At 63.4% G+C, this 21,921-nt stretch carries 22 protein-coding genes and 2 pseudogenes; 8 read left to right on the forward strand and 16 right to left on the reverse strand.

The genetic code is table 11. From position 1 onward, the window contains the following. The first annotated feature begins 8 nt into the window (after positions 1-8). Positions 9-941 (forward strand): p-hydroxyphenylacetate 3-hydroxylase reductase component, encoded by a 933-nt coding sequence (locus tag B9N88_RS04295; RefSeq protein ID WP_027603471.1) that lies wholly within the window; start codon positions 9-11, stop codon positions 939-941. A gap of 50 nt (positions 942-991) precedes the next feature. Here the strand turns inward: B9N88_RS04295 and B9N88_RS04300 are convergent, their stop codons facing one another. The 4 genes from B9N88_RS04300 to B9N88_RS04315 all read right to left on the reverse strand — a co-directional run bounded on the left by B9N88_RS04300 (position 992) and on the right by B9N88_RS04315 (position 5,310). After that, the gene (locus B9N88_RS04300) at positions 992-2,098 is read right to left on the reverse strand and encodes a class II histone deacetylase (protein ID WP_027603472.1); all 1,107 of its coding nucleotides are present in this window, start codon (positions 2,096-2,098) and stop codon (positions 992-994) included. Positions 2,099-2,132: 34 nt separating this feature from the next. After that, positions 2,133-3,296, reverse strand: coding sequence for an MFS transporter (locus B9N88_RS04305; RefSeq protein ID WP_027603473.1), 1,164 nt, complete (start codon positions 3,294-3,296; stop codon positions 2,133-2,135). A gap of 22 nt (positions 3,297-3,318) precedes the next feature. Next, a complete protein-coding gene (locus B9N88_RS04310) occupies positions 3,319-4,200 on the reverse strand; it encodes a transporter (protein ID WP_143491237.1) in 882 nt (293 codons plus the stop codon). A 132-nt stretch (positions 4,201-4,332) separates the two neighbouring features. Next, a complete protein-coding gene (locus tag B9N88_RS04315) occupies positions 4,333-5,310 on the reverse strand; it encodes a helix-turn-helix transcriptional regulator (RefSeq protein ID WP_027603475.1) in 978 nt (325 codons plus the stop codon). Between the two features lie 684 nt (positions 5,311-5,994). Between B9N88_RS04315 and B9N88_RS33180 the strand changes: the two are divergent. Further along, positions 5,995-6,237, forward strand: a pseudogene (locus B9N88_RS33180) (PAS domain-containing protein); the annotation flags it as partial. A gap of 15 nt (positions 6,238-6,252) precedes the next feature. Continuing rightward, positions 6,253-6,496 (forward strand): annotated as a pseudogene (locus B9N88_RS33185) (methyl-accepting chemotaxis protein); the annotation flags it as partial. Between the two features lie 84 nt (positions 6,497-6,580). Here the strand turns inward: B9N88_RS33185 and B9N88_RS04325 are convergent. Then, positions 6,581-7,909 carry an alginate export family protein gene (locus B9N88_RS04325; protein ID WP_027603477.1) on the reverse strand — a complete coding sequence of 443 codons (1,329 nt, stop codon included), beginning with the start codon at positions 7,907-7,909 and terminating at the stop codon, positions 6,581-6,583. Positions 7,910-8,200: 291 nt separating this feature from the next. Between B9N88_RS04325 and B9N88_RS04330 the strand changes: the two genes are divergently transcribed. From B9N88_RS04330 to B9N88_RS04345, 4 genes are all read left to right on the forward strand, one after another. Next, positions 8,201-9,700, forward strand: coding sequence for an APC family permease (locus B9N88_RS04330; protein WP_027603478.1), 1,500 nt, complete (start codon positions 8,201-8,203; stop codon positions 9,698-9,700). Beyond that, complete coding sequence (locus tag B9N88_RS04335) at positions 9,645-10,265, forward strand: DUF3156 family protein (protein WP_051429289.1); 621 nt, start codon at positions 9,645-9,647, stop codon at positions 10,263-10,265. Before B9N88_RS04330 ends, B9N88_RS04335 begins: the two co-directional genes overlap by 56 nt. A 116-nt stretch (positions 10,266-10,381) precedes the next feature. Further along, complete coding sequence (gene feaR / locus B9N88_RS04340; protein ID WP_027603480.1) at positions 10,382-11,344, forward strand: transcriptional regulator FeaR; 963 nt, start codon at positions 10,382-10,384, stop codon at positions 11,342-11,344. 15 nt (positions 11,345-11,359) lie between these two features. Continuing rightward, entirely contained in the window at positions 11,360-11,989 is a 630-nt protein-coding gene (locus B9N88_RS04345) for a TetR/AcrR family transcriptional regulator (protein ID WP_051429290.1), read from the forward strand. Positions 11,990-12,012: 23 nt separating this feature from the next. Here the strand turns inward: B9N88_RS04345 and B9N88_RS04350 are convergent, their stop codons facing one another. From B9N88_RS04350 to B9N88_RS04375, 6 genes are all read right to left on the reverse strand, one after another. Then, positions 12,013-12,783, reverse strand: coding sequence for an SDR family oxidoreductase (locus B9N88_RS04350; RefSeq protein WP_027603481.1), 771 nt, complete (start codon positions 12,781-12,783; stop codon positions 12,013-12,015). Then, the gene (locus B9N88_RS04355) at positions 12,776-13,576 is read right to left on the reverse strand and encodes an SDR family NAD(P)-dependent oxidoreductase (protein ID WP_027603482.1); all 801 of its coding nucleotides are present in this window, start codon (positions 13,574-13,576) and stop codon (positions 12,776-12,778) included. The genes B9N88_RS04350 and B9N88_RS04355 overlap by 8 nt, the downstream gene beginning before the upstream one ends. Further along, a complete protein-coding gene (locus B9N88_RS04360; protein WP_027603483.1) occupies positions 13,569-14,390 on the reverse strand; it encodes a molybdenum cofactor biosynthesis F family protein in 822 nt (273 codons plus the stop codon). The genes B9N88_RS04355 and B9N88_RS04360 overlap by 8 nt, the downstream gene beginning before the upstream one ends. Positions 14,391-14,475: 85 nt before the next feature. After that, positions 14,476-15,135, reverse strand: coding sequence for a helix-turn-helix transcriptional regulator (locus tag B9N88_RS04365; RefSeq protein ID WP_027603484.1), 660 nt, complete (start codon positions 15,133-15,135; stop codon positions 14,476-14,478). A gap of 57 nt (positions 15,136-15,192) precedes the next feature. Beyond that, the gene (locus B9N88_RS04370) at positions 15,193-15,558 is read right to left on the reverse strand and encodes a cupin domain-containing protein (RefSeq protein ID WP_027603485.1); all 366 of its coding nucleotides are present in this window, start codon (positions 15,556-15,558) and stop codon (positions 15,193-15,195) included. Positions 15,559-15,589: 31 nt separating this feature from the next. Further along, positions 15,590-16,888: an NAD(P)/FAD-dependent oxidoreductase gene (locus tag B9N88_RS04375; protein WP_027603486.1), complete on the reverse strand. Its 1,299-nt coding sequence runs from the start codon at positions 16,886-16,888 to the stop codon at positions 15,590-15,592. Between the two features lie 239 nt (positions 16,889-17,127). Here B9N88_RS04375 and hpaR point away from each other — a divergent pair, with 239 nt between their 5' ends. Further along, positions 17,128-17,550: a homoprotocatechuate degradation operon regulator HpaR gene (hpaR, locus tag B9N88_RS04380; RefSeq protein ID WP_027603487.1), complete on the forward strand. Its 423-nt coding sequence runs from the start codon at positions 17,128-17,130 to the stop codon at positions 17,548-17,550. A gap of 41 nt (positions 17,551-17,591) precedes the next feature. On the opposite strand, the gene hpaI is transcribed toward hpaR, so the two are convergent. From hpaI to hpaD, 5 genes are read right to left on the reverse strand one after another with little or no spacing between them, the layout of a single operon-like run. After that, complete coding sequence (gene hpaI / locus B9N88_RS04385; RefSeq protein WP_027603488.1) at positions 17,592-18,395, reverse strand: 4-hydroxy-2-oxoheptanedioate aldolase; 804 nt, start codon at positions 18,393-18,395, stop codon at positions 17,592-17,594. Between the two features lie 13 nt (positions 18,396-18,408). Next, on the reverse strand, positions 18,409-19,212 hold the full coding sequence (gene hpaH, locus B9N88_RS04390) for a 2-oxo-hept-4-ene-1,7-dioate hydratase (protein WP_027603489.1): 804 nt from the start codon (positions 19,210-19,212) through the stop codon (positions 18,409-18,411). A 12-nt stretch (positions 19,213-19,224) separates the two neighbouring features. Then, the gene (locus B9N88_RS04395; RefSeq protein ID WP_027603490.1) at positions 19,225-20,529 is read right to left on the reverse strand and encodes an MFS transporter; all 1,305 of its coding nucleotides are present in this window, start codon (positions 20,527-20,529) and stop codon (positions 19,225-19,227) included. 51 nt (positions 20,530-20,580) lie between these two features. Continuing rightward, positions 20,581-20,973, reverse strand: a complete 393-nt coding sequence (locus tag B9N88_RS04400; RefSeq protein WP_027603491.1) for a tautomerase family protein — start codon at positions 20,971-20,973, stop codon at positions 20,581-20,583. Positions 20,974-21,018: 45 nt separating this feature from the next. Beyond that, positions 21,019-21,876, reverse strand: a complete 858-nt coding sequence (hpaD, locus tag B9N88_RS04405; RefSeq protein ID WP_027603492.1) for a 3,4-dihydroxyphenylacetate 2,3-dioxygenase — start codon at positions 21,874-21,876, stop codon at positions 21,019-21,021. Positions 21,877-21,921: the final 45 nt, after the last annotated feature.

Consider the following 21,921-nt stretch of genomic DNA (forward strand, 5'->3'; position numbering starts at 1 on the left):
AGTCTTGCATGTCTGAATCGACCTTCGACCCACGCGCCTTTCGCCGGGCCCTGGGCAACTTTGCCACGGGCGTGACCGTGGTCACCGCCGCCGACGCCTCCGGCCGCAAGGTGGGCGTTACCGCCAACAGCTTCAACTCGGTGTCCCTGGACCCACCGCTGGTGCTGTGGAGCATCGACAAACGCTCCAGCAGTCACGGGGTATTCGAGGAGGCCAGCCACTTCGCGGTCAACGTGCTGGCGGCGGACCAGATCGACCTCTCGAACAATTTTGCCCGGCCCAAGGACGACCGCTTCGCCGAGATCGCCTATGCACCGGGGGAGGGCGGGGCGCCGGTGTTCGCCGATTGTGCGGCACGTTTTCACTGCGAGAAATACCAGCAGGTGGATGGCGGCGATCACTGGATCATGATCGGCAAGGTGGTGGCCTTCGACGATTTCGGGCGCTCGCCGCTGCTCTACCACCAGGGCGCCTACTCCATGGTCCTGCCCCATACGCGCATGACCAGGCGCGACGAAAGCCAGCCGCCGAGCAGCCACTTCCAGGGGCGCCTGAGCCATAACCTGTATTACCTGATGACCCAGGCGGTACGCGCCTACCAGTCCAGCTACCAGCCCCGGCAACTGTCCACCGGCCTGCGCACCAACGAGGCGCGGATGCTGATGGTGCTGGAGAATGATGCCCGCCTGAGCGCTGGCGACCTGCTGCGTGAAGTGGCGATGCCGGTGCGGGAAATCGACGACGCCGTGGCCAACCTCAAGCGCAAGGGGTTGGTCGACGACGATGAGCACGGCGTGCGCCTGACCGCGGCGGGTATCGAGCAGACCGAAGACCTCTGGGCCATTGCACGGGAACAGCAGGAGAAGGTGTTCGCCGAGTTCAGCCAGGACCAGATCGACACCTTCAAGACGGTGTTGAAGGGACTGATCAGCCACTGCTGACTGGCCAAGATCCGATGCCGGCAACGGCATCGGATTTTTTTGCGTCACGCTCAGCGGGCTTCGGCCAACTCATCGACTACGCGCAACTGAAACGCCGCCAGCGCTGCGTTCGGTTGCTGCAACTGCACAAACTCCAGCATGGGGTCGCCGACCTGTGTCCTGACGCCCACCAATTCCTCAATGGTCGCCAGCCCGCAAAACGGTACATAGGCTTCGGAGTAGCCGCCTTCGTGCACCAGCACCAGGCGGCCCTGGCACAGGCGTTCGGCTGCTTGGCGTACAAGACGGGTCATGTGCCGGAACGAGTCACTGTGCAACAGCATTCGCGCCAGTGGGTCGACCGCGTTGGCGTCGTAGCCGCAGGCAACAATGATCAATTCCGGCTCGAAGCGCTCCAGCGCCGGAATCACGATACGCTCCATCGCGTGCAGATATGCCTCATGACCGCTGCCGGGGGGCAGCGGGATATTGATATTCGCGCCCAGCCCCGCGCCGCGCCCGCGATCGGCTTCACCGCTGTAACCTGCCGGGAAACAGCCGTCCTGATGCAGGGAAATCGTCAGCACGTCGCCGCGCTCTTCGAAGATCGATTGGGTGCCGTTGCCGTGGTGCACGTCCCAGTCGATCACCGCGACGTTGCCCAGGCCACGCCGTGCTTTTGCAGCTTCGATGGCGATGGCGATGTTGGCCAGGAAGCAGAAGCCCATGGCGTTGTCGGCGAGGCAGTGGTGGCCGGGTGGGCGTGACAGAGAATAGGCATTGTCGACTTCGCCGCACAGCACCGCATCCACTGCCGCCATGGCCAGCCCGGCGGAGAGCCTGGCTATTTCATAACTGCCTGGCCCGATGGGCGCGTGGGGCCCCAATTCGCCGCCCCCGGCATCGCTCATCGCCTTGAAGCGTTGCAGGTAGTTGGGCGTGTGCACCCGCAGCAGGTCTTCAGCGGTGGCCGCGTTGGCACTGCGCACCTGTAAGTGGCGGGTCAGGCCGGAAACGTCCAACAGGCTCTTCAAGCGACGCTTGGTTTCCGGTGACTCGGCGTGGCCGGCGGCGGCAGGCGGCTGCACCCACCCGCCCACCGGTAAGGTCAAGGCGTGCAACCCGGCGCTGTGCCAGAGGCTGAGTTCGTCGAAGAAAAATGCACTTTTTCGGCTCATCGTCTTTCCATTTTCGTTGGGGTAAAAGGGCCTGTCAGGCATTTGGGCGGCTGCCCAGTATCAACACCAGGGACAGCACGGTGATGCACGCCCCTGCGATCAGCAGTGATTGGAAGCCGCCGCTGGCTTCGATCATCCGGCCAGCCACGGTCGGGCCGATGGCCAGGCCGCCACCGATCACCAGGTTGGAGGTGTTCATCAATTTTCCGGAGCGGTCGAGGTCGGCCAGGCAGGCCAGGACCAGCGGCAGGATGAACGTCCAGGTGAACTTGAAGAGCAGCGCCGCCACGGCAAAACGCAGCATGTCGGGCTGGCCCAGCAGCAACAGCACGGCGCCTGCCATCAACGCGTACCCCAGCAGTAACAGCAACAGGCGTGGCAGACGGTCGCCGATCAGCGAGGCACAACCGGCCCCGACGATGCCCATCACCGTGGCGAGCGCCAGAATCTCGCCACTGGCCTCGGCAGAGAGGCCGGCATGGCTGCTGATGGAACCGATAAAGGTCCAGACACCGCTCAGGCTGACGTAGAAACTCAGCAGGCCCAGAATGCCCAGTGCGGCTTTCCACCGGGAGGCGAGGGCGATGCGCTCGGCGGCTTTTTCAGGCGCCGGGCTGCCCTGGGGAAAGTGCCGTGCCAGGGGCAGAAAGAGCGTCATCAAGGCGGCGAGGATCAGGTAGCAGGCTGACAGCCCGTAGTGCTCGAACAGCCGGGGCAGGATGCTCAGGCCGATCGCCCCGACCACCAGTTGCCCCATCACCCATAACCCGTAGACACGCCCGGGATTGGCCGTGGAGGCCGCACTGGACAGGCAGATGATCATCAACGAGCCACCGGCCAGGGCGCTGCAAAAGCGCAGTGCCAGGAGTATCGGGTAGTCGCGGGCCAGCATTGAAAGCAGGTTGGCGGCGATGAACAGCAACCCGGCCAGCAAGGCGGCGCGGCGCCAGTCGACACGCTTGAGCCACCACAGTGCGGGCAGGGTGGCCAGGCTCATGGCGCCGAGTTCGGTGGAGAACAGGTCCCCGATCTGTGACGGGCTCAACTGCCATTGCGTCGCCAGTTGCGCAGCCACGGCCGGTGCGGTCATGAGAATGGTCGGGGTGATGGCAGCGAACAGCACAATGGCTGCCAGCAATGCCAATGGGGATGAGGCGTGGGCGCGTTTATCGGTCAGCGGTTGGGTCTGGGTGTTCATGGGCAAGCTCCGATGAGGGGATTCAGAACACATGGACCAGACGCAGCAGCGCGTCGGTACCGTGATAGCCGTTGTCGGTGGCGACGTTCTGCGAGAGGCCGAACATCAACTGGTTCTGTTTATCCAGCCAGTGACCAACCTCGAAGCCCACCTGGGTGTAGCGCTTGTGGGTGTTGTCGATGCGCTGGTCATTGATCCGCAATTCGCCACCATCGGCGTGGATCAGTCGCAGTGCGCCGTAGGTGCTGGGTGTGAAGTCGTAGGAAGCAAAGGCTTGCAGGCGATACAGCGGGTCCTGTTTCAGGTCGCTGCCGAAGTAGTTGTCGTTCTTGCCGTAGAGCTGGGCTTCGAGGTTGGCTTCCAGCACCCACTTTTCGCCGATGCCCTGGGTGTAGTTGTAGACAAAGGTGGTGCCCCAGCGATTGGCACCGGGCGATACATCGGGATTGTTACCGTGGTATTCGCCCACAGGCAGGGTGATCAGGGTCAGTAGGCCGCTGTAGGTGCGCGAGGCCGGATCGTTGATGAAAAACACCGTGCCGCCGACCTGGGGATCACCGAAACCGCTTTCTGCGCTGCGTTGGCCGGCACCCGGCAGGCGGGCGTTGATGTCGGCGAAAGGCACGATGAACTGTGGGGTACAGAGGGTGCCGCAGAGGTCGGTGAAGAACACTTGGCGGTACGCCACGGCGTTGACCTTCAGGTCGGCCTTGCCGGTGCTGTCGGCCGGGCCGTGGAAGTCACTGGCGCGGCTTGCCGGCAGGTACAGCACGCCCAGGCTGGTGCCCGAGGGGGCGCCGAAAAAGTCCCGGGCGTTGAGGTCGGCCGCACTGGCGTGCAGGCTCGACAGGCCGCCGAGCAGGGCCAGTGTGGTGGTGCGGGTGAAGGTGTGGATCATGGGCATGGCATCTCTTCTTTGAGGTGTTGTGTGGCGAACGGCTCGCCCGTGGGTGGCAGGGGGGACAAAAAAAGCGCACAGGTGTCCCGTGGCCGTCAAAACGACAGCGAAAAAGTCAGCGCGGGTCAGTGGTGCCGATCAATCAGGCGGGGCGTGCAGCAGGTGGGCGATTCGGGCTTTGTCCTTGACCCCGAGTTTGCTGTAGATGGCGCGGATGTGATGGCGCACGGTATTGGGCGACATGCCCAGGTCGCGGGCGACTTCCTTGTAGGTCTTGCCTTCGCCGAAACCCTGGGCCACCGCATTCTCCCGAGGGCTCAGTTGCATCAGCACCGTACGGCTGCGGGCCGCCAGCAGGAGCAGGTCGCCGACCGTCGAGGCCTCGACCTGCAGGTGCTTGCCGTCATAGCCCTCGGCGTCCATCGCGACCGGCAGGCAAGGGCCGGTCCAGTCCGGCCATTCGCTCAGCAGCAAGTCGACGAAGCCACGTTCCGTACAGTGCAGGGTGCCGCGCTGGTCGCACACGGCAAGTGCGAGATTGCGCGGGTGGGTGAGGGCTTCGCGCATGGCGACCAGGGTACGAATCTGATTGGCCGAGACCGCCGCCACCAGGTGCCGCATGAGGTTGTTCAGCAGCAGGCAGTCCTGCTCGGTAAAGCGTGGGGCGTCGGGCGCACGGTAGAGCGTGAGGTGATCGCTGAGGTGGGTTTGCGGGTCGATGTACACCACGCACAGTAACTCACCGATCGCGTAGCACGAGCCGAGCCAGTTGAGCCCCGGGCCGTTGGCGGGGTTGCGCATGTCGACGATGACCGCTTGCCCCGGCACGTCGTTGACCCTGGCAATGGTCACATCGATATGGCGAATCGATTGCCAATCGGCCAGGTAGCTGCGGGGCAGGTTGTAGAGGTAGGAGCTGTGTTCTTCCGGCAGGCCGTCAATCAGCGCAGCCCGGCCCCACCAGGCGCTGTCGAAGGGCAGCAACTGTCGGATGCAGCTCAGCGCCGCTTCGTGGAAGTGTTCTATGTCTTTGTCCTGCGCCAGGCGTTGGAGCTCCAGTGTCATCGCGCTGAATGCCTCCAGCAGGCTGGCGTGACCATGATCATGACGGCTCATTCGTATGTACCTCTGTGCGACATTCTTATTGTTTTCGTCACGAAGTCATTAAGGGCCGGAACGTCGTTTGGACGTGGGCAGGGCCTGGGGACAAGTATCGACGGGTTGAAAGCCGATCACCATCCTACAGATGCACGATAGCGCCCGACGCAGGGCTTTTTTGGATGGCAGCCACGCGCAAAGGCCTTGCAGGCTCGTACAAGCAATCACGCTCGGTTTGCGATCAGATCCGGGGTTTCGACTCGATCAGAAAGGGCCAGGCCGATGTTCTTCAAGAAAAAACAGCCGATGCAGGACCTTGCCGCCGTCCTCAAGCAACTGCTGGCGGGGGAGGTGTTGGGAACCCAGGCACTGCACGCTTGTCCGTCGGTGCAGGCCGACCTGGAGCAACTCGCCACACAACGTGCGCAGGCTGCGCGGCAGTTGCTGTTGCTCGAGGAATCAGCCCGCGATCAGGCTGCCGACGGGGCGCGCAGCGAACAGGCACTTGCCGTGCTTCGCCGGCAACTGGAGCAGGCCGGGCAGCGTGAACAGGCGCTGGAAGCCGAGTTGCGCGAGCATGCGCAGCGCGCCCTTGCGCATCAGCACGAGACGCAGATCTGGGAGCTGCTGCTCTGCACCATGACCGAAGGCTGCTGGGACATCACCGTGGTCAACGGTGACGTGCAGGACCCCGCCAGCCGCATGCGGATTTTCAATCAGTTCCGCCTGCTCCTGGGCTACGCGCCCCATGAGCTGCCCGATGGCTGGGACGCGCAGGTCAGCATCACCCACCCCGATGACCTGCCGAAGATCATGGCGATCTTCGACCGGGAAATCCTTGCGCCCCAGGGCAGCGGTGAGTACGTGTTTGAATACCGGATGCGCCACAAGACCCGTGACTACATCTGGTGCCGCGAGCGTGGGCGAGCGGTGCGCGATGCCCAGGGGCGTTTGACGCGGGTGATCGGCGCGGTACGCGATATCAGCGATGAGCAGTCGGCGAAGACCACCCATCAACAGCTGCTCGCACACAATCAGGCCACCTACGGCCAGATCGCCACGGTGGTGAGTGTGATCAAGGGCATTGCCGACCAGACCAACCTGCTGGCCTTGAACGCCGCCATTGAGGCGGCCAGGGCCGGCGAGGTCGGGCGCGGGTTCTCGGTGGTGGCCGATGAGGTGCGCAAGCTGGCGGAAAACACCCGTCAGGCGACCCATCAGATCCAGACGATGCTGCACCAGCACGAACGCTAGGACGGAGCTGCGTCGCGCAGCTCCTGAAACGGGGTCAGAAGGGCACGGCCACGGTCAGCTGGCTGTAGAGGTTGGTGCCGTTGCCACCCACCTGGTTACCACCGGTGTCGGCATCCTTCTTGGGTTGGTAGATGCCCACCAGCGGGCTGATGATCAGGTGGCTGTTGACCGCCCATTCGGCGTACAGGTCCAGCTCCCGGGCGTCGAGGTTCAGCGCGTCGTGTTTGCGCAGGGTATTGAAGTCGAAGTACAGCGCGCCGACCGTCAGGTTCTCCAGGGGCGTCGCCTTGAGGCCGACGTGATGGATGCCGGTATTGCTGTTGAACGGGCCGGCATAGTTGGAGGCGACTTCACCCTGGAACCAGGTGCCGTAGCCGGTGCTGAGCCCGGTGAACAGCGGGTCCCATTTTTGCGAGTAGCGGGTGTAGCGGTAGGTCACTTTTGGCGACCAACCGACATCGGCGAAGGTGTAGCCGGCCTCGGCGTACCAGGCTTTTTCCGGCCCCGCGTCCTTGTCTTGCCAGGCGTATTCGAAGGCGAAGCTGGCGTTGTCGATACCGGCGCTGCCTTCGCCGCGCACGCTGTAAGTGTCCAGGCCCTCACGCTGTTTCTGGAAGTCGCTGGCCCACTGGTCGGTGACGTTCATGCCGTGGACCCAGGTCAGCCCCAGCGTTCCGGCGGCGGCCGTGTAGTCGAGGGTGCCCGCCGCCAGTTCGGTTTCGGCCTGGGCGCGGTTGTCCGACTTGAGCCACAGCACCGAGCCGTGCAGGCCCTCTTGCCCGCCCAGGCGCAGCACCGCCGTGCGGTCGAAGGCGTGGCGTGCCGCCAGGTAATAGGCGCCGCCACGGTTCAGTGTACCGTCAGCCGGGCCTTTGCCGAGGTTGGGTCCGTCGTCGTTGATCAGGAAACCCCGGCCGATCTTGACCACCTGGCGCCCGACGGAAAAATCCACACCGTCCTTGCCCAGCGCCGGAAACAGGTCGGCCGAGCGCCATCCCAGGTAGGCGTCTTCGATTTTGGTGGTGCGTTCGCTGCCATCGGTGTTGCCCGCCGCATCGCCGTCGCCCCAGGTGCCGGAGCTGACCCAATTGAGCGCGCCATACGCGGTGCCGTGCCCGGCCAGGCCCTGGTCGCCGCTCACCCCGTACTTGATGAAACCCTCGCGCCAGGTCGAGCCGCCCGCTGTGCCGTCGTAGTTGTGACGGCTGTTGAACAGGCCGTAGACCGCCAGGAAGTCCGCATTCAGGTGGGTGTCCTCGTCGGCGTACAGCTCATAGGCCTGGGCCGGTGAATGGCCGATCAACAGCGCGATACCCAGGCCGACGGCCAAGGATTGCGTGCGTATTTTCAAGGTGTGCTCCATTGTTATAGTCCCCAGCTTGGTTAAGTCGAGGGCGCATTAAGATGACCCCAGGCGGAGGAAGTCTTTCACCTGCGTGCCACGTAATTGATCCTGCCCGCCAAGCCGCATGCCTTGGCAGGCAGCAACAAAAGCCACGGCAGACATGGGCAAGACGCTCGGTGCTCGGGAAGTGCACAGTGATTTTGCGCACGATGCCGTTTCGATCAGGGACTGGCTGGGGAGGGCTTTATCGCCGGCTCCTTGAACGGCTCGATGCATCCACTCAGAAATCCGCTTTCGAGGATCCGCACCATGTCGATCAATGACCGGCTCACACAGCATTTGAAACGCGGCAGCGTCGGGTTTCCGACCGCGCTGGCCAGCACCATCGGCCTGATCATGGCCAGCCCGGTGATTCTCACCGCGACCATGGGCTTCGGTATCGGCGGCAGCGCCTTCGCGGTGGCCATGCTGATTGCGGTGGTAATGATGCTGGCCCAGGCGACCACCTTCGCCGAGGCCGCCTCGATCCTGCCGACCACCGGCTCGGTCTACGACTACATCAATTGCGGCATGGGCCGTTTCTTTGCGATCACCGGCACCCTGTCGGCGTACCTGATCGTGCACGTGTTCGCCGGCACGGCCGAGACGATTCTGTCCGGGGTCATGGCCCTGGTGAACTTCGAACACCTCAATACCCTGGCGGAGTCCGCCGGCGGCTCCTGGTTGCTGGGGGTGGGGTTTGTCGTGGTGTTCGGTGTTCTCAATGCCTTTGGCGTCAGCGCCTTCGGCAGGGCCGAGATCATCCTGACCTTCGGCATGTGGACCACCCTGATGGTGTTCGGCGTGCTCGGCCTGATCGCGGCCCCTGCGGTGCAGCTGGAGGGCTGGTTCGGCGTGTCGCTGGTGGGTACCGACCTGGTCACCATTCTGTCGCTGGTGGGCATGGCCATGTTCATGTTCGTCGGTTGCGAGTTCGTCACGCCGCTGGCCCCGGACCTGCGCAACTCGGCCAAGGTCATGCCCAAGGCCATGATTTTCGGTTTGTTGAGCGTAGCCACCTGCATGTTCATCTATGGCGCGGCGATGAAGCGCCAGGTGGAAAACGTGGTGCTGGATGCCGCCACCGGCGTGCACCTGCTCGACACGCCCATGGCGATCCCACGCTTTGCCCAGCAGGTCATGGGCGATATTGGCCCGCTGTGGCTGGGGATCGGTTTCCTGTTCGCCGGTGCCGCCACCATCAACACGCTGATGGCGGGCGTGCCGAGGATTCTCTACGGCATGGCGGTGGACGGCGCGTTGCCCAAGGTCTTCACATATTTGCACCCGCGCTTCAAGACGCCGCTGCTGTGCATCCTGGTGGCGATGCTGATTCCGTGCCTGTATGCCCTGTGGCTGGGCGGCAACACCGATAACATCATGCACCTGGTGCTGGCGGCGGTGTGTGCGTGGAGTTTCTCTTATCTGCTGGTGACGCTGTCGGTGGTGATCCTGCGCATTCGCCGTCCGGACCTGCCACGGGCCTATCGCTCGCCGTTCTTTCCGTTGCCACAGATTCTTTCCAGCGTCGGCATCTTGCTGGGCATGTGGTTCATTACCCCGCCGGGCATGAACCCTGCGGACATTTATGTGCCGTTCGGGGTGATGCTCGGGATCACGGCTTCATACGCGCTGTTCTGGACACTGGTGGTACAGAAGGTCAATCCATTCAAGCCGGCTTCGGTAGAAGAAGTGCTGGCCAAGGAGTTTTCCCATGAGCCTGGCAACCCTCACGACCCTTATCTCGAGCAGGCTGCAAAAGCTGTCTGAGCTGTTCAGCGCCCAACGGGCCCCGTCCGGTTACCGGCCTGGGGTCACGCTTGAGTACGTGCGGCGCAACCTCGGGCTGGCGAGTTTCACCTCGACGGGGCCAGCCCAGGCAAGGTTTTGCCTGGACGACATCGGCCTTCAGGTCGACGTGGCCGAGCGCACCGAAGCGCAATTGCTGATGCACCTGGTCATGACCGAATTCATGTTCACGGTGCCCGCCTCAGAGCAGGGCAGTGCGCGCTTTGAACTGCACCACAGCGGGTCGGTCCGGCGCACGGGGCTGGCCTGCCGGCAACGGGCGGGCGCGCCGGATTTGCGGGCCAGGCTCCAGGCGGCCTTGAACGATGACCCCGACCTGCATCAAGCGTTGATGGGGCTGGACTTCAAGCGCCTGCACCTCGATTTGAGCGGGCAGCAATGGCACGTACGGCTTGAACACATGGGCGGCAGCGAGGTGGTCAACCGCATGCCGGCGTTCCGGCGCTACATCCCCTTGAGCGGCGCGCAGCGTGATGGGCTGTTGACGGTGCTGGCGGGTTTGCAGCGGGTATTGGGCGCGATCTGAGTTGAGGAATTGGCATCATTAGTGCTTCTACAGTCGGTATCACGGACTTGTTGCGCCTATATAGATAACATGTTAACTATTAGCCAACAAAAACAAGAAACCATTGTGGAGATGCCATGAGCACCTATCAGTCTGCGCACTATGGGTTGGAAACCTGGACTCGGGATCTGCGAGCGGCCTGCGGCCATTTCGACACGGAACTGGCCTTCAACCGCTCACTGTTCATCGGTGAAGTGTCCAAGCACTCCCGGGGCGGCCTGTCACTGGCCAACCTGCGCACCAACGCCGGCCTGATCAAACGCGAGCGACCCAATGCCGATCACGATATGGACCAGCATTGCTTCCTGGTCAGCCAGCGCAGTGGCTATTGCCAGATCACCCAGAACGGCCAGGTCATTCAATTGGCCCCCGGCGATATGTTGCTGATGGACTCCACGGGTTCGATCGAGATCAGCCCCTTTGGCCTTATCGAACATGCCTCGCTGTCACTCTCGCGCAACGAAGTGTGCAAGCAACTGGGCAGCGCCTCGAAAACCTTCGGCAAGATCTCTTCGAGCAAGGCCTGTGGGCGCATGCTCCACGTGTTGATGGACCAGCTGTGCCGCGAGGGCCTGGAGGGGCAGGATTCGATTGAAGAGGCCGAGGCGCTGCAAGCGGCGTTTGTCTCCCTGCTCGGTTCAGCCTTTGAACTGCATGACGCCCCAGGCGACAGCGGCGTGTCCTTGCAGGGCAGCAACCTGCGCAGTTATGTGCAGAAAGTCATCGACGAGTCCCTGACCCAACCCGGCCTCAGTCCGGTAGGCCTGGCCAGCCGCCTGAACATCTCGGTGCGGCATTTGTACCGCTTGTTTGAAGAGCAGGACGACAGCGTCTGCCGCTACATCCAGCGTGCGCGGCTCAAGCGCAGCGCGGACGATCTGACCAACCCGTTCCTCAAGAGCGAGTCGATCACCTCGATTGCCTACAAGTGGGGCTTCACCGATTCCGCGCACTTCAGCCGCTCGTTCAAGAAGCAATTCGAGCTGTCGCCCAAGGATTTTCGTTCCACTCATCTGCAGCAAGCGGTCGGTGCGGCGTAGGGTATCGATGGATCAATGAAACCGCTCACCCTGTCGGCCCATAACATTTGCGCAGTCGCGGTCGAACACTTTGCCGCCCATGGCTATGACGCTTCATCGCTGAACGAAATCGCGGTCGGGGCGGGCATGCGCAAGGCCTCGCTGTACGCGCACTTTGTCAGCAAGGACGCGCTGTTTCAGACAGTCTTCGAGATTGCCCTGGCCCATGAACACCAGTACATCGCGCAGTGCTTCAAGGAAGAGGCCGGGCACCCCGGCGTGCCTGGGCAATTACACCTTGAGCGATTGCGCGGGCGCTATGCAGGGTCGGCGCACCTGCGCTTCCTGTTGCGCACGGCCTACTTTCCGCCGGCGGATATTCGCAGCGTCATTACGGCAGGATTTGAGGGGTACCTGGCGAGCATTCGCGAGGATTTCCAGCGTGCCGCGCAAGGGCGGTACCGGATGGTACGACCCGAGGCGCTTGAGGTGTTTTGTGACGCTTACCTGGGTATCGTCGACAGCCTGCATGTGGAGCTGATCTATTCGACGCCCCAGGGTTACGTCAAACGGCTTGCGGCGTTGTCGCGGGTGTTCAGTGATTCACTGTCGCTGCTTGAAGGGGCGAGCGCTATTCAACGGATACACCGCCCCTCCCAGATTTGATCCGGTTTACATCCCGACAGAGGTCATTTCACCTCAGGCAACGTCGAGCCGCCGTCCACCACGATGGTCTGCCCGGTGATGTAGGTCGCCAGGTCGGAGGCCAGGAACAGCATGGCCCCGGCAATATCCTGAGCGGCACCGAGGCGTCCCAGGGGCACGCGGCTGGCGATGTCGGCATTGACCTGGCTGTCGCCCAGGTTATCCATGGCCGGCGTGGCAATCATCCCTGGCTCGACGCCGTTGACGCGCACCTGGTAAGGCGCCAGCTCCAGCGCGGCATTGCGGATAAAACCGTTGACCCCGGCCTTGGACGCCGCGTAGTGGCTGAGCCCCGCATAGGCGACCCGTGGCCCGGTGACCGATGAGGTGACCAGCACGCAGCCACCGCCCTGGCGTTGAAACATCGGCAAGGCGGCCTGGGACAGCCAGAACAGGGCCGAGAGATTCACCGCCAGCGTGCGTTCAAGAACGGCCGGGGTGATCTGCGCGAACGCTGTCAGCGGAAAGTAGCCGGCGTTGTGCACCAGGATATCCAGGCGGCCCCAGTCCTGTTCTATAGCCTTGATGCCTTCGAACACCGCCGTCGCCTCGGCCAGGTCCAGTGCGATGGCTTCGACCCGGCAGCCGCGCGCACGCAAGCCCTCGGCCAATGCCTGGGCTTGTGCCAGGCGCAGGTCGGCGATCATGACGCGGGCGCCACGCCAGGCGAACGCCTCGACGATGGCCTGGCCGATACCCTGGGCGCCGCCGGTGACCAGCACGGTCTTGCCGCTGAAATCCAAGTCTTCAGGCATGTGCACGCTCCATATGGACGTAAGCCAGCGTGGGTACATCGACAATGCTCGAACCGCCATCGGCGACCACGCTGGCGCCGGTGATGATCGCGGCATCCGGGCTGGCCAGGAAGCGGCACACCTTGGCGATTTCCTCGGCGCTGGCGGGGCGCCGCAACGGCACGTCGGCGCATACGCGGGCATAGGCTTGCGGCAGGGTGTCGCCGTGGAAGCTCATCAGCGGCTGCATTTCCTCGTCGGCCATGGGCGTGGTAACCCAGCCGGGACACACCGCGTTCACCCGCACACCGCGTGGGCCGTAATCCCGCGCCAGGGAGCGATTGAGCCCGAGCAGCGCATGCTTGGCGGTGGTGTAGCCGCATACGTCGGGTCCGGCGGCCAGCGAGGCGATGGAACCGAGCAGCACGATATTGCCGGCGCTTTCGATCAGCAGCGGCAGGCAGGCGCGAGCGCTGTAGAACGCGCTGTCCAGGTTGCTGCGCAAGGCCGCCTCCCAGGTGTGTGGGCTGGTCTGGGTGGCGCTGCCCACGCCATGCCCGCCGGCGCAGGCCAGCAGCACATCGAGGCGGCCGTAGCGCTGAGCAATCTGCGCAACGAAACCCTCCCAGGTGGCCGGGCAGGCCGCATCGCCGACCAGCACCAGGCCGCCGGTGTCCTGTGCAACTTGCTCCAGCGGCTCGCGGCGACGGCCGATGAGCACCAGGTTGGCGCCTTCGGCGGCGTATAAGCGCGCGCAGGCGGCCCCGATGCCCGTGCCGGCACCGGTGATGACAACGGTACGTGGATCAGGCATCGGGATACTCCGTGCGGTTGAGCACTTGGCAGTAGGAGCTGACCGGAAAGTTCGACAGCTCATCGAACGACGCGCCGGCATAGCCGAAGATCTTGCCGTCGCTGCGGTGCTGTTGCAGGTCGATCAGCACCAGGCCGAGGGTCGGGATGATCTTTTCGCGCCAGACGAACAGGTACAGCTGATCGGCGATCTTGTAGTAGTGGCAGCGGTCGGTATCGCACAGGCCTTGCTCCACGCCCTTGAGGCATTGCCAGGCATAGAACTGATTGTTCAGGTAGATGTGCTCGTAGACTTCGCTGGGGCTGTAGCGATACAGGTTGCGCAGGCCGGTCAGTTCCTGGGTGGGCGCGTGGGGGCATTGGCCCGGCTGCCAGGGTTGATCCAGGCTGCCGTGGAGGAAGTCCACGTCCACCGAGGTCAGGGCCTTGCCGGCCAGGGCGCGGCTGTAGAGGCCTTGCTCGGTTTGTTCGCGGTCCGGCATGCGCCCGATCACGGCGGTGAACGACGACGTGGTGGTGTCCAGCACCAGGCTGATCGACCAGGCCTGGCCGGCTTCATGCTTGATGAAGTCGACCAGGTACAGGCCCGGGCGGACCGAGGTGGCGCGGTAGGCGGCCGAACCGCTGGAGTGACCGTCGGCGGCGTGCCAGTGCAACTGCTCGGTGTCGAAGCGATGCTCGATCTGCCAGCCGTTGGCGAAGTGCAGGGTGAAGGCCTTGCCGTTGAGGTCGGCAAGGTTGGGCAGGATAAACGCGTCGGGGGCAAACCCGTCGGCGAGAGCGCCTACGGTGATCCAGTCGGATGAAGTGGTCATTGCATGGCTCCGGTTGAGGGAATGGACACCCCGGATCATGCGGTTGGCAACCTGGCGTGCCTATCAACCAAAGGGTTGAGGCAACTTAAAGAAACAGCGCGGCGACCAGTTCGGTACGGCTGCTCACACCGGTTTTGCGAAACAGGTGGATCAAGTGCGTCTTGATGGTCGGCAGGCCGACATCCAGCTCCAGGGCCAGTTGCTTGTTGCTCGCACCCTGGCGTAATAACCAGGCAATCTCGCGCTCTTTGGGCGTGAGCCCGGCCAATGCATCGTCGCAGGGCTGCATATTGGCCACGGCCATTTGCAGCAACGCCTGCAAGGCATTGAGCTGAGCCAGTTGGTCGGGGGTAAACACCCCTTGCTCCGCCGTGCGCAGCAAGGAGATGGCCGCCTGGGGCTGGTCCGCGCGATGGGCGACGATCTCCACCACATCGACCACACCGTAGCGTTGCAGGAAGTCTTGATAGCGGCGGCTGTCACGCAGGGGCTGGCGGGCCATGGCGAACCCCAGCGGCACCACCGCCAGCCCGCTGGACAGGCAATTGCGCGGTTGCAACGGGTCGAATTGGCGGTAGTTGTCGAGGTAGTCGCGGTGCATCTCACCGCTCATGCCTTGCAGCCTGAAATCACGGGCCTGCAACTGGCGGTCGACACAATAGAACGCTGCCTGGCTGGCGGGCACCAGTTGAGTGAAAGCCTGCAGGCAATGGCCGGCGACTTCCTGAGCGGGGATGGCGTGCATGGTCAGTCACCTGCGCCGGAACAAACGCTGCCGGCCGAAGCCGGCAGAGGGGAGCGATCAGACTACCGCGAAATAGTGCTTCACAAAACTCTCGCTCACCACCTCCCACAGCACCGGCGTGCCCTGGGTCACGAACCAGCTGTCGCCGGCCTTGTAACGGGTGCTCTGGCCAGTACTTTCGTCGGTCAGCACCACTTCGCCGGTGACCACCGTGGCTTGTTCGGCGAACGGGTAGACCATCCGGAACTTGCCTTGGGTGGTGCCGAAATAGGCGCTGCTGACGGCGTCGGTCGGGGCGCCGAAGGTCATTTTGCCAAAGGCTTTGACTTCGCCCTCGAGGATCTCGGAGCCGAGGTCGGCAACGGTGCCCCAGGCATCGAGGTCGGATAATTGGATGTCTTTCTTCAGGGGGGTAACGGGCATGGCAGTTCTCCTGTGAATGAAACAGCGGGGCTCAACGGCGACCGTTGAAGTAGCCCGAAAGTTGATGAAGGCTTTTGCCGGCCGTTAGCAGCAGCGGGCGGATATGGTCCTTGCCCAGGATCTGCGCATGCTTGACCGCGCTGATCAGGTCGTAGCGCGACGAGCCTTCGCTCATGCCCTCGGCCAGGACCTTGCAGATGATGTGGCTGGGCGTGACCCCGAAGCCGGCGTAGCCCTGCACATAAAAGGCATTCGGACGCCCGCTGAGCGTGCCGATCTGCGGGAACAGGTTGGCCCCGGTCGCCATCGGCCCGCCCCACGCCAGGTCGATCTTCACGTCCTTGAGGTAGGGGAAAATCTTCAGCATCAGGTTGCGGTTCCAGGCCTTGAGGTCCAGCGGGATGTGCTCGACGAAAGGCGTGGCGGCACCGAACAGCAAACGGTTTTCGTTGGTGACCCGGTAGTAGTCGATCACCGGGCGGATATCGCTGTAGGCGCCGCGAATCGGGCTGATGCGGTTGATCAGCTCGTCGGATAGCGGTTCGGTCATCAACTGGAAGGCATAGGTATTGACGGTGGTCTTGTGCAGTTCCGGTTCCAGCTTGTTGAGGAAGCTGTCGCAGGCCCACAGCAACTTGGAGGCCTTGACCGAGCCTCGGCCGGTGCGCACGGTGATGCGTTCGCCATAACTGACTTCCAGGGCCGGGCTGTGCTCAAAGATGCGCACGCCGTGGCCGGCCAGGGCCTTGGCTTCGCCCAGCAGCAGGTTCAGCGAGTGCACGTGCCCGCCGCCCATGTGCAGCAGCGCGCTGGTGTAGGCGTCGGAACCGATGATCTGCTTGACCTCGGATCCCGCCATAAAGCGGATTTCGTCCTTGGTGTTGATTGACTTGAAGTCCTTCTCCCAGGCGCGCAGGGTTTTTTCCTGGCGGGCGTTGAAGCCCATGTAGCCGTAGCCGTGGCAGAAGTCGGCGTCGATCGCGTACTTGGCGATGCGATCCTTGATGATGCCGGCGCCCAGCTCGCTGATTTCAAAGATCTGGCGCAGGCCTTCGTCGCCGACCTGGTTCTTGATTTTCTCCAGGTCATGGCCGATCCCCGCCATGATCTGCCCGCCATTGCGACCCGTGCCGCCGAAACCCAGGTAGCGCGCTTCGAGCACCACAATGTTGGTGATGCCTTTTTCGGCCAGTTCCAATGCGGTGTTGATGCCGGAGAAACCGCCGCCAATCACCACCACATCGGCTTCCACGTCCTGTTCGAGGGTGGGGAAACTGAGGTTGTATTTCTTGGTTGCCGAGTAGTAGGTCGGCGTTTCGATATTGATCATGGCGCAGCCTGGAAAAGTGAAGGGAAACTCACTGCAGAGCCGACACGAAGCTCTGTGCCTGTTGGGGTGTATTAGGTGCCTTCCGCGCGGTAGGTGTCTTGATTCTGTGTGCCGCCGCTCTTGACCGTGGCTGCCAATCATCCACCCTGAATCCGGCCGCGCGGTAAAGCCGCACACGGGCAACAATCGCCAATGCTAGAATGTTGTTAATCTGTTAACTAATTGCGACGCCGCCATCCATGTCCAAACCGCGCCAATCCCTGACCCTCACTTTGCTCCATGCGCGTGAAGCCGCCATGGGGTTTTTTCGCCCTTCGCTCAATCAACACGGGCTGACCGAGCAGCAATGGCGGGTCATTCGGATCCTCAGCCAGCATGAGGAGCTTGAGATCAACCGCCTGGCCGAGCTGGCGTGCATCCTCAAGCCGAGCATGACCGGGGTGCTGGTGCGCATGGAAGCGGCAGGCATGGTGGAGCGGCGCAAGGCGCAACAGGACCAACGCCGCGTGCTGGTGCGGCTGGCCGAGAAGGGGCAAGCCTGTTTCGACTCCATGAGCCAGAGCATGGAAGCCAATTACCAGCGCTTGCAGGCGGGGTTTGGCGAAGAGAAGTTGCAGACCTTGCTGACCTTGCTCAACGAACTGAAAACCCTCAAGCGCTAGTTGAGCTAGCCCCACAGCTGCCGAGCGCAAGCGAGGCTGCGTCAGTAGACGCCGCCGGCTGTGACGGCAGGCGCCGGTGAGTCCTTGAAGGCCGCCGCCAGGCTTTGCAGCCCGCGCATCAGCACGGTGGTGTCCACGCCCACCGCCACGAACGCCGCGCCCAGTTCGATGTAGCGCCGCGCCAGTGCCTGGTCGGCGCTGAGAATGCCGGCGGCTTTGCCGGCGTTGCGGATGCGCGCGATGGCGTCTTCGATGGCGGCCTGCACCTCGGGGTGGCCGGGGTTGCCGCGATGGCCCATCGAGGCGCTCAGGTCCGCCGGCCCGATAAACACCCCGTCGACGCCTTCCACCGCCGCAATCGCCTCCAGGTTGGCCAGGCCCTCGCGGTTTTCGATCTGCACCAGCAGGCACATCTGCTCATCGGCGTGGTCGAGGTAACCGGCAATGCTGTTCCAGCGTGAAGCCCTGGCCAGCGCACTGCCGACGCCGCGCACGCCCTTGGGCGGATAGTGGATGGCGTTCACCAGCGTACGCGCCTGTTCTGCGCTCTCCACCATGGGCACCAGCAAGGTCTGTACGCCAATGTCGAGCACTTGCTTGATCAACGCGGTGTCGCCGATCACCGGGCGAATCACCGGCTGGCTGGGGTAGGGCGCCACGGCCTGGAGCTGGCCGAGCAGGCCGCGCAGGTCGTTGGGCGCATGTTCGCCGTCGATCAGCAGCCAATCGAAACCGGCATTGGCGGCCAGTTCCGCGCAATAGGCATCGGCCAGGCCCAGCCATAGGCCGATCTGGGCTTCACCGCTGCGCAGGCGACGTTTGAAGGTGTTGATAGGCATGTCCATGAGCACTCTCCCGTTAAACGAATCGGCAGGCAATCGAACCCAGCATGTCGTAGTCGACATGGAAGGTATCGCCAGGGTTGGCCGCCACCGGGCGGGTGAAGGAGCCACCCAGGATGATTTGTCCGGGTTGCAGGGTGACGTCATAGGCGGCCAGTTTATTCGCGAGCCAGGCCACGCCCTTGGCCGGGTGATTGAGCACGGCGGCGGAGACGCCGGACTCTTCGATCACGCCATTGCGGTAGAGCACCGCGGGCACCTTGCGCAAGTCGATCTCGGTGGGCCGCACGGCCCGCCCGCCCATGACCACGCCGGCGTTGGCGGCGTTGTCTGAGATGGTGTCGAACACCTTGCGGGTCGCCTTGGTGTGCGGGTCGACCTGCTGGATGCGCGCATCGATGATCTCCAGCGCGGGGATCACCCATTCAGTGGCGTCGAGCACGTCGAACACCGTCACGTTCGGGCCTTTCAGCGGTTTGCCCAGGATAAACGCCAGCTCCACCTCGACGCGCGGCACGATAAAGCGCTCGAAGGGGATGTCGGTGCCTTCATCGAAGAACATGTCGTCCAGCAACGCGCCGTAATCCGGCTCGGTGATATTGGACGAGACCTGCATGGCCCGGGAGGTCAGGCCGATCTTGTGGCCGACCAGCTTGCGCCCGTCCCTGATTTTCTGTTCCACCCAGGCGCGCTGGATGGCGTAGGCGTCTTCGAGGGTGATCGCCGGGTGATCGAGGGAAAACTGACGCACCTGTTCGCGTGAACGTTCGGCCTGGTCGAGGCGCGCGGCGGCTTGCAAAATGAGCGATTGATCAAGCATGGCAAGAGTCTCTTATTGAGGGTTGACGATGGCCGCCCGTGTGCGCAGCACCAGCAGGCCACCGAGAGCAATCAGCAGCGCCAGGACGTACAGGGCCAGGCTGGCGCTCTGGGTGGTGTCGCGCATCCAGCCGATCAGGTAGGGCGCGAAGAATGACGCGATGCTGCCGAACGAGCTGATCAGGGCGATCCCGGCGGCCTGGGTGTTATTGGCGAGGAACGCGGGAGGCAGTTGCCAGAACATCGGCAACGCCGCGCTGGCGCCCATGCCGGCGACGATCAGGCCACCCAGCACCACGGCCGGGTTGGCGGGGGCGAGCCCGGCGATGGCAATGCCCACGGCCGACATCAGCAAGGGCACGCACAGGTGCCAGCGGCGTTCACGCTGGCGGTCGGACGAGCGCCCGCAGCCGATCATGAAAAAACACCCGGCCAGGTACGGCACCGCACTGAGCAGGCCGACCTTGCCGTCGCTGCCGATGCCGGCGCCGTGGATCAGCGTCGGCATCCAGAACGCCAGGGTGTTGACCGCCAGCATCACCGCGAAGTACACCGCCACCAGCAGCCACACCTGTGGGTTGCTGAGAATGGCGGAAAACGAGGTGATGGATTTGCGGTGTTCTTCCCGGTGCAGTTGCTCGCGCAGGTGTTGCTTCTGTTCCGGCGCCAGCCACTTGACCGTCTCGAAGCTGTCCGGCAGGCACTTGAGCACCACCAGCCCGAGCAGAATCACGGGGGCGCCTTCGATGACGAACATCCATTGCCAGCCGCGCAGGCCGCCCAGGTCGTGGAAGTGTTCAAGGATGCCGCCGGACAGCGGGCCGCCGATCACCCCGGCCATCGGCACCGCGATGGCAAACAAGGCGGTGACCTGCGCGCGACGCCCGGCCGGGTACCAGCGGTTCAGAAACACCAGGATGCCCGGGAAGAAACCGGCCTCGGCCACCCCCAGCAAAAAGCGCAGCACATAGAAGCCCATGGCGCTGTCGATCAGGAACATGCAGGTCGACAGCACGCCCCACACCACCATCAGCGTGGCAATCCACCGCCTTGGGCCGACACGGTCCAGGGCCATGTTGCTGGGGACGCCGAACAGCGCGTAGGCCACGAAGAACAGGCCGGCGCCGAAGCCATAGACCGTGTCGCTGAAGTTCAAGTCCGCGCTCATCTGCATCTTGGCGAAGCCGATGTTGATGCGGTCGAGATGGGCGAAGAGGTAGCAGACCAGCAACAGCGGCATCAGCCGCCAGGTGATGGTGCTGTGAGTACGGTCGCGTGCGACCTGGCCGAGGTTGTCGGCGGTATGGGCTGTGCTCATGGTCTTATACTTTTTATCTGAGAGGCCGAGGGTGTGAACGGGCAGGGCGCCTTAACCGACCTGCGCCTTGAGGAACGCATGCACGTTGTTCTGCTTGAAATTGAGCTGCTCGTGCAGTTCGAGCATTTCAAACGACAAGGCCAGCAGGCGCTGGGCCTGAAGCGCGGCGAAGTGCTCGGTGATGACCTCGAACAGGCGCTCGGCGACGTGCTGCCGTGTCGCCAGGTCGCGGCCATGGCCGACCTTCAACGTCATGTGCACGAACGCGTAGTCATGCTTGCCATCGGCCATGCGCCAGGTGTCCAGGCGCACGCCACGGCTGCGGATGCCGCCCAGGGGAAACACGCCGCTGTCGCCCAGGCTGGCGTGGACTTTTTCAAACAGGCCCGGCAGGTCTGCCTGCTGTTCGATGTTGTCGGTGTATTCAGCGATGAAGTGGGGCATGAACGGCTCCTTCAGGCCGCGCGGGGATGCCGCGCGGCCATGCGGTCAAACAGGGAAAATGGCGTTGATCTGCCCGGTGCCCGAGCTGCCGAAGGGTTCGGTGATGATCTCGGCCGGCTTGTCGTAGTCCGGCCCGCCGAGCAAACCGAGAAGCATGGCGGTGTCGTGCATCTTGCCTTCGCCAAAGCAATGCTCGGCGTAGTCCGGGAGCATGGCGCAGAACTCTTTCCAGCGGCCCTGGCGCCACAGTTCCACCACATGCAGGTCGACCTGTTTGTCGAATTCGCGCGTCCAGTTATGGATATTGGCTTCGGCATTGCGGTCGTCGGAGAAGCGGTGCGACAGCGAACCCGAGGCCAGCACCACGACTTTGCGATCGCTCTTCTCGATGGCCCGGCGCACGGCGGCGCCGAAGGTGAAGCTGTCTTGCAGGCGATGCCAGGCACACCAGGCGGCAATCGAAACGACGTTGAAGCTCTGCTCGTCCGGTACGCCCATGTGCATGTAGCGCATCGGCACCAGGGTGCCGTACTCCAGCTCCAGGCTCGGGATGTTGTGGGCCAGGGTACGCACGTCGGCGGCGTTGGCCTCGGCGGCGATCAGTTCGCCCAGCTCCGGGCAGCCGGGGTATTCGTAGGCCATGTTCTTGATGAAGTGCGGCAGTTCGTTACTGGTGTAGATGCCCTTGAAGTGCTCGCCGCTGTTGACGTGATAGGCGCTGTTGACCAGCCAGTGCACGTCGAACACCACGGCGGTATCGGCGCCCAGCTCGCGGGCGCGCCGACCGATTTCCTTGTGCCCGGCAATCGCCGCTTCGCGGCAGCCGTGGTGCTTGCCAGGCAGCTCCGACAAATACATCGAGGGTACGTGGCAGATTTTCGCCGCCAGGACGACTTCGCCCATGATGATGCTCCTGAAATTGTTGTTGTTGTCATCGGGGGACTGGTG

It is taken from the genome of Pseudomonas sp. LAMO17WK12:I1, from assembly GCF_900177315.1.
In the GTDB taxonomy this organism is placed as follows: Bacteria; Pseudomonadota; Gammaproteobacteria; order Pseudomonadales; family Pseudomonadaceae; genus Aquipseudomonas; species Aquipseudomonas marginalis.